Origin of the sequence: Escherichia sp. WS33 (assembly GCF_046486385.1) — a bacterium.
Classification (GTDB): domain Bacteria; phylum Pseudomonadota; class Gammaproteobacteria; order Enterobacterales; family Enterobacteriaceae; genus ECMA0423.
In genome coordinates this window covers 1-7,238 of the sequence record NZ_JBJQLJ010000057.1, presented here as the reverse complement: position 1 = coordinate 7,238, position 7,238 = coordinate 1, and the positions used below count along the sequence as shown (strand labels likewise).

The following is a 7,238-nucleotide window of genomic DNA, read 5'->3' as shown; positions in this document are numbered from 1 at the left end:
TGCGCCAGCGGCTGATCACCTCCTGCTCCGGATCGGCGTCACTGTTTCCGTTGACGAAGTTCACCGCATCCAGAAAACGGGCGTAAACCTTACGCCTGACCACCGTTCCGCCGACCAGACTCTGCAGGTCTTCCGCCATCCCGGTGACCATGCCGTGCAGGTTAGAGACTTTCAGCGTTGGTCTTGCACTGGCTCCTTTGCCGTTCATCTCAAAGCCGCTTCCCTGAATAGGGTACGCCTGATACTGTCGCCCCTGCCAGGTGACCGACTCACCTTTTTCGTTCTGCTCATTACAGAAAAAATAACGTTCTCCGCCGACCTCTGTCAGATCGACTTCCCAGAGCACGACCAGCGCGGATTGCTCCGATTTTGTACACTCATTGAGTGTTTCCTGCTGTATATCCTGCATCAGTGAGTGACCTCTTCAAAGGTACAGTTAAAATCGGTATACATGGCATTATCCGAAATACTCCACTCCCTGCAGACAACCCGGACGGTCCTGTTGTATTTTGGCGGACGCCACAAAAAAGCACGCATCCCGGCATGACGGGATAAAAAACTGTCCAGCGCAGCGCGGGAATATTCATCTGTGACCCGAAATACCGGTTTAAACGTTTTCAGATCCGCATTCAGACCACCAGCCCGTCGCTGTTCATATCCGTCACCGAACTTTACCGTAATAACAGATGGCTTTCGTGTCGTCTCCATCCCCTCGCGGGGGAGCCAGTTAAAAACTTCAGACTCAGGCACTGCATAATCCTCCGTCCCGACGTGATGACTGCATAATTGACACAACCCTGCTGTCGATCAGATCCACCAGCCCCCTAGCTGACTGCGTATCTATCTCGCCATTGCTCCCTTTATTCTGAATACTGATGTGATACACGGGAGAATAAACAAACCCCCCGCCACTATTCACATTGCCAATGGCTCTGACCCCAAGAGAGCCGTCCGCTGCCCGTGTCAGTGGCATGATAGCTTCAGGCCCGGCCTCGCCCATCAGCCCGGCACCTTTCGCAAAAGCAAAATACGTCGGTGTATCCACAATAGTGTTACTGTAAGCACTCAGATTTGCCGATGTGTAAACACCGCCTTTTGCGTTCGCTACTGCACCGGAAAGCCAGTCGCCAACACTACCAATCCATCCCCTCGCTCCCGACATTGTCCTGGAGAGTGATTTCAGCCCGTTAACAATGGCCGCGTTCATCAGGATTTTTGAAACTTCCTGAAGGATCGAACTCCCCCAGTTTCTCCAGTCCACAACGTTTCCGGCCAGTGCCTCAGAAATATTTGAAACCAGACCATCCATAGTGGAAACGACCGCATCTGCCGCTTGTGAAGCATAATCAGTGGCACTGTCTGCCCAGTTCGTCAGCCCCTCTTTGAGCCCAGCATTCCAGTTACTGCGTAAAGCATCGGCCTTTGCATAATAATCCTGCTGATCGTTGAGACGCTCCTCCAGATATTTTTCATTCAGCGTTTTTTCCTGTTTCCACAGGGCTTCTTCGATTTCTCCGGTCTGGTACTGTCTCAGCAACTCATTATTTTTCTGCTCAAACTCCTGTCGGATGTTCCACATTTCCTGAAGCCGCTCACGTATTCGTGTTCCGTCTCCATACCCTAACAACTGAGCCTCATTTGATGCCCTGACACTGGCGTTACTGTCCGCCAGGCTGCTTTCATAAGCAGCAATTTGCTCACGAATTTTTTTCTGGTCGATGAGTGCTGCATTCTGTAAAAGGGTTTGTTTCTGCACTTCTGATAAGGTTGATAATTCGCCCTGGCTGACCTGGTATTTCATCTTAGCCAGTTCAGTATTCTGTCCTGCCAGTGCTATTTGTTCTTTTTGTTGTTTAATCAGTCTGTTATAAGCATCTTCCGTTTTTTCTGCTTCCGATTTTCCACCACGTACCTTTGGCTTATTCGCCTGGTTGTTACGCCATGCTTCCAGCGCGTTGTTGATATAAGTTTGCCTTGCCGTCTGATAGGCATCCCCCACAAAACCGAGATCATCCGCTACATAGCCCAGACGAGTACGCTCACGCGCTTCCCCCTTCATACGGGATAAGGTCAGCTCTCGCTCAGTGTTATTCAGCGCGTTCTGCTGTTTATCATCCAGCGCAGCCTGTGGCAGCCGTAACGGTACATTCACCAGCCCCTGTCGCTGCTGAAGTAATTCATTACCAAGCCCAAGAAGACGATTAAACTCGGTATGTTGGCCATTCATGATCAGTAATGACTGATATGCTTTGTTTTGTTCCGCTGCCTGTTGGCGGATCAGCACCACTCGTCGTTCTTCCAGCCCGGCAAGCACATCCTGGATTGACTGGGCTTTTTCCTGCATTCCGGAAAGTCGGGACTGCTCAACAGCAAGCTGACTTGTTGCTTCTACAAGCCCTTCTGTGACAGTTTTCACCGACGTCATGTGGTTAATCATAAAACCGTTATCGGTTGTCCAGCCCGGGTTTGCCAAGACATACTGATAGCCAGCAATTTTTTCCTGTAAGGATTTAATCTTACTTTTCTGCTCGTCAATTAACCTGTTCTGCTCCTCCAGAGCCTGCCGCGTCTTTTCTTCATTATCTGCCGCTTCAGGAAGTGACATTGCAGACGTTTTCTGGCGAATTTCGTCGATTGTTGCGGCATACTGACGCGCTGATTCTCTGGCCTGCTCCTGGTTCTGATACATTGTGTACCAGGCCGCCGCCCCCAGCATGACAAGTCCAGGCACACCACCAACCAGCCCCAGAGCACCGCTTAACAACCGACTACTAACTGACGTAACGTTATTCAGCGTTGCCTGTGCCGCTGTTCTGGCAGCAATATTACGGGTAAGTGAAGCCTGTGCGGTTGCCAGTTTCGCTTCTGCTGCAGCCTGTTTTTCTGTACCACGGGCAGCCACAACCGCCTGCTGCGCACGATACAATGCCGCCCGCGCTCTGGCTGTAGCTATCTGTGTCCCTCTGAGCTGTGCCTCAGCAAGAGCCACTTCGTTTCTGGCAGCAGTGATTAACCCGGCAGTTGCAGAGCCCGCAGAAGACGCCATATTGCCAAAATATCGGGCTACACCAATTGCAACCAGAGCTCCCGCCGCCGTGGCAACCGTATCAATATTATTCGCAACACCATTCATTATTCCGGTAAGCGTTTTCGTTGCACCGCTGGCATCATTCGCACCACCAACCCAGGCCATAAAGGCGTTTTCAACTTTGGTTGCAGAGGATGATACGGTATCAGGCATGGCTGCATATTCATCCCGCAGCGTACCAAGCTGGCTAATCAGTGCAGGAACAACCTTATCGGCGGTCAGCTTTCCATCATCCGCCATTGCCTTCAGATCTTTACGGGCAACCCCCATTCCTGCAGCCAGAGCACGAATAACACGATCACCGCTTTCATTTACTGAATTAAACTCTTCACCGCGCAGAACCCCTTGCGCCAGTGCCTGGCTGAACTGAGTGATCACCGAGCTGGCTTCCGCAGAACTGGCTCCGGACAATTTCAATCCTGTAGAAATGGCCTCGGTAACTTTCAGTACTTCCTCAGACCTGTAACCATATTCCCGCATGGAAGAAGCCGAACGTGCAAAAAGACTGGCGTTATCAGCAAAAGCAGTACCCGTTCTCTGGCTGATCGCCATTAATTCGCGCTGTGATGCTTGGAAATCATCGCTGGACTGCGTGGCCTGCTTCAGACGGGCATTTACTGAGCTCCATTCATCCGCAAGAGATATAAGATGTCCAGTGGCAAAAGCACCGGCAAATGCGCCAGCCATATTCATTGCCGAAGACTTCGCCGTATTTATCTGCTCGGTCACTTCTGCCAGTGCTCGCCGCATATCACGGGATGCAGCTGCAGACTGTCGACCTCCGTTCTGCATGGTACGGTAGTACTCCTGTCCCATACGTGAAGCTCGCGCAATTTCTGACTGGAATGACTGCGAATTTGCCGAGATTTTTATAATCAGTTCGCGTAGTGACGCCATTCTCGCTCTCCAGGCAAAAAAAAACCGCCGAAGCGTTTTTTGCTTTTAAAGAAGCCCAGCCTTACGCCTTGCTTCTTCAAGATATTCATCATCCGTTTTTTGCGAAACGGTACTATCAGGGTTATGTGTTAAATCACTACCGCAATGCTTACACTTAATGGCTTCTTCTTTGATCAACTCCGCACAGTAAGGGCATTTTTTCATGCCATTGCTCACCATTTGTTGCTCATGCGTTTTTTCATCTTTTTGGATTACAAGTGAATGAACCAGGGCAACGATAAAGAGTAAGGCTCCGTATATCCACCATCCCCAAAATGAACGCCCTTTACTTTGCGCGATAATAGCCGGAATTAACCCCAGGACTAGCGCAATAAGAATAACTTCCATCAATATCTCCTTATTTACTTAATAAAAATCGGAATCATAATCCAGTAAAGTAAGAAGATCATTGTGTCGCTGCAAATAATGCATTTTCAAACGCTGTGAACGGTTCTTTAATATTATTTGCAGGAACGACCTCCCACTGAAGAATCGCTTCATTCAGTGGAACTTTGACACCCTGCGCCCCGTAAACTGCAGAAACTATCTGGGCAGCCCGGATATCAGCCCGCTCGTCACCCAGCGGGCTGATCCTGTCAAATTCTGCCCACATCATGATTTCCGATGCAGACATTTCCCGGCGTAACTCTGACAATGTGCGCCCCATCCTGAGCGCCAGCATCATCAGAAAACGAATACCCGGAAGTGCTACTTTTTTTTAATAACTTCAGCATCAGTGATCAGTTCCAGTGACTGACGAAGCAGTCGCGCATGTACCGGACCATATACTGCAAGTACCTGCTCCCGATCATCCGCTGAAAACACGGGTTGCATCCCGGTATCACACAGAACATCGATGAACAGTTCAACATCCGCTTCCAGATTTCGGCGGGCACGCTCCGCAACTGATAACGGTGTATCATCATCTCCGGTTTTAACGATCTCCTGCCAACGTAACCAGGCTTCTGCAGAGGGTTCCCGTAATACAACCGTTGTACCTTCCCACTCAGGAACATCAACTGTTTTGTGGCGAAAACCAGACATCGTCGCCAGTGCCAGATTGCGGATATTTTTAGACATAGATTTCATCCTCCTTAACTGACAGTTACGGTGCAGGAAGTGGAGGTCACCTTATTAATCGGGCTTGCTGAATCAGAAACCTCACAGGTATACGCACCGGCATCTCCGGATGTCACGGAGGCCTTGTTGAAAGTTGCCGATGTCTGCCCGGAAACTGGAGAGCTGCCTTTCTTCCAGACATATGAATAAGGAGGCACACCACCTGATGCCTCAACAGACATATTCAGCGTTTCACTGGCAGAAACCTGTAGTGTACTTTTCAAATCAGAGAGGAGTTTCAAAGGTTCAGTGGTCAGAGAGGGCTTTCCTTTCAGGCGCAGGGAAAATGTGGCAGCAACAACACCGTTGGTTCCCACAGACCAGGTATGCTGGCGAACTTCTGCCATAAAGGTAAATCCATTTCCTGACGGGAAAATAACTTTGAAACCGTATGTGGTGTCGTTGTCATAAGCACTACGCAACGCGTTCTGGGCAGCGTTGAGATAAAAGTTTCCTGACATGGAAATCTCTGAAGCAGCCCCAAGACCGTTGATATTCTCCTGCTCGGTAGAACACAGCGTAGTGACATCAATATCCTGTTTCTGCCCGGCGGTAAACTGAACCTCTTTAATCGTACAGCTCAGTTCAAGAAAACTGGCAGAACTCAGCGTTTCTGCCGTTACCGGTGCAGACGAGATCATGACTTTGGTCTGCTGAGAACGTTCAAAATTAGAGGACATACTCGTCTCCTGAAAATAAAAAACCCGCCAGCGGCGGGTGGGTAAAATCATTAACGACCTCAGGCAATTACCTGAAATTCAAGCGTAGCTCTGCTCAGACGGGAATCAGGATCATAACCCTGAGTTTTAGAAATAACGGATGGTGCCAGTTCCCTTACCGCATCAAGCGCCTGCTCACGGATATCATCTGCGTCATCAGGAGCCGTTGCCCAGATATCAATCTGCACTGTGATTCTGGATTCAGCCTGACCATCAAGCACATCAGACGCGATGTCAGACACCACTGAAAACACCAGCCATGGTGGAAATACCGCAGGCTTTCCCTCCGTCAGCGGGACCACATAAGGATAAACCTGCCCTCCGGCCAGTTTGGACAGAAGAGCATACAGCGTGGCTTCTCTCATTTACTCAGCACCCCATCAATAGCCTGATTCATATGCTTCATGGCAACCTGTGCTGCCAGCTCCTCTGTCATATCAAAGGCCGGGCGAATGAACGGATGGGCAGGCATATTGATAGTCCCCAGCTCCACGAAACGCCAGTAAAACGCGTTTCGCGGATCGCTGGCTTTCATGCTGTTATCACTGTTTCTGGTTCGCAGATTCCGCCCACGAATGTGGACACCAGAGATAATTTCACCACGACGCCGTGAACGCTGAGTCAGAATAACCACGTTTTTCTTCAGTTTTCCGGTTCGCTCTGGCGCATGGTCAATAACCGCCCCCCGGATAACCTCTGCACCGGCACGGGAGGCATCGCGAAGCACCTTATTACTCTCTGCTCTGCTGAGAAGTTCCAGATCTCTTGCAATATCCGCCAGGCCAGAAAAATCCAGACTAAAATCCGTCACATTCCACCTCTCTGGCTGCAAAGTATTTCAAGCCCGGAGGATCGTGCGTCCGGGATCGGCGGCCCGTCGATATTCAGAATGGCTCCCTTGAATGCCCCGGTCAGCACTTTCAGACGTGAGGCGGCCGTCACATCGCGCCGAAATCGCATCCAGACTCTTACTGTTGTCTGCGCGGTTTCCGCACCGCCCGATATACGTTCCCGCCCACTGATCCCCTTAACCTCTGCCCATACCGTAGCCCCCTCTTTCAGGGTTTCCTCCGGGTGACCGGAAGGGGTACGGGAGGTCGTAATATTCAGAATAACCACGCGATCACGTAATCTTCCTGCCTGCATGAAATCCTCCTACGTTCCGGGATGAAACCGATACATTCGGAGTCCGGTATAGAAAAAATCAGGTACAGCATCCTGCATTTCCCTGTTCTCGTACCAGTAGCCAACTAGACTGGCCCCATGAATCTCCAGACAACCAATATCACTTAAATAAGTGATAGTCTTAATACTAGTTTTTAGACTAGTCATTGGAGAGCAGATGATTGATGTCTTAGGACCGGAGAAACGCAGAC

At 50.1% G+C, this 7,238-nt stretch carries 10 protein-coding genes; all 10 read right to left on the bottom strand.

What is annotated here, in order from left to right; translation table 11 throughout:
- The coding region (locus ACJHXA_RS23315) for a phage minor tail protein L (RefSeq protein WP_283512374.1) at nucleotides 1–409 on the bottom strand (409 nt) is incomplete at its 3' end.
- Nucleotides 409–750 (bottom strand): phage tail protein, encoded by a 342-nt coding sequence (locus ACJHXA_RS23310; RefSeq protein ID WP_096261936.1) that lies wholly within the window; start codon nucleotides 748–750, stop codon nucleotides 409–411. The genes ACJHXA_RS23310 and ACJHXA_RS23315, both read right to left, overlap by 1 nt.
- Nucleotides 743–3,985 carry a phage tail tape measure protein gene (locus ACJHXA_RS23305; protein WP_208482583.1) on the bottom strand — a complete coding sequence of 1,081 codons (3,243 nt, stop codon included), beginning with the start codon at nucleotides 3,983–3,985 and terminating at the stop codon, nucleotides 743–745. Before ACJHXA_RS23305 ends, ACJHXA_RS23310 begins: the two co-directional genes overlap by 8 nt.
- A gap of 45 nt (nucleotides 3,986–4,030) precedes the next feature.
- The gene (locus ACJHXA_RS23300) at nucleotides 4,031–4,372 is read right to left on the bottom strand and encodes a zinc ribbon domain-containing protein (protein ID WP_021543566.1); all 342 of its coding nucleotides are present in this window, start codon (nucleotides 4,370–4,372) and stop codon (nucleotides 4,031–4,033) included.
- Nucleotides 4,373–4,430: 58 nt separating this feature from the next.
- Nucleotides 4,431–4,709, bottom strand: coding sequence for a DUF4035 domain-containing protein (locus tag ACJHXA_RS23295; RefSeq protein ID WP_208482584.1), 279 nt, complete (start codon nucleotides 4,707–4,709; stop codon nucleotides 4,431–4,433).
- Nucleotides 4,710–4,732: 23 nt separating this feature from the next.
- Nucleotides 4,733–5,104, bottom strand: coding sequence for a phage tail assembly chaperone (locus ACJHXA_RS23290; RefSeq protein ID WP_021543568.1), 372 nt, complete (start codon nucleotides 5,102–5,104; stop codon nucleotides 4,733–4,735).
- A gap of 14 nt (nucleotides 5,105–5,118) precedes the next feature.
- Nucleotides 5,119–5,823 (bottom strand): immunoglobulin domain-containing protein, encoded by a 705-nt coding sequence (locus ACJHXA_RS23285; RefSeq protein ID WP_023908871.1) that lies wholly within the window; start codon nucleotides 5,821–5,823, stop codon nucleotides 5,119–5,121.
- A 59-nt stretch (nucleotides 5,824–5,882) separates the two neighbouring features.
- Nucleotides 5,883–6,227, bottom strand: a complete 345-nt coding sequence (locus tag ACJHXA_RS23280; protein ID WP_063084496.1) for a DUF3168 domain-containing protein — start codon at nucleotides 6,225–6,227, stop codon at nucleotides 5,883–5,885.
- A complete protein-coding gene (locus ACJHXA_RS23275) occupies nucleotides 6,224–6,673 on the bottom strand; it encodes an HK97-gp10 family putative phage morphogenesis protein (RefSeq protein WP_095522796.1) in 450 nt (149 codons plus the stop codon). The genes ACJHXA_RS23280 and ACJHXA_RS23275 overlap by 4 nt, the downstream gene beginning before the upstream one ends.
- Nucleotides 6,670–7,008, bottom strand: a complete 339-nt coding sequence (locus ACJHXA_RS23270; RefSeq protein WP_208482547.1) for a phage head closure protein — start codon at nucleotides 7,006–7,008, stop codon at nucleotides 6,670–6,672. The genes ACJHXA_RS23275 and ACJHXA_RS23270 overlap by 4 nt, the downstream gene beginning before the upstream one ends.
- Nucleotides 7,009–7,238: the final 230 nt, after the last annotated feature.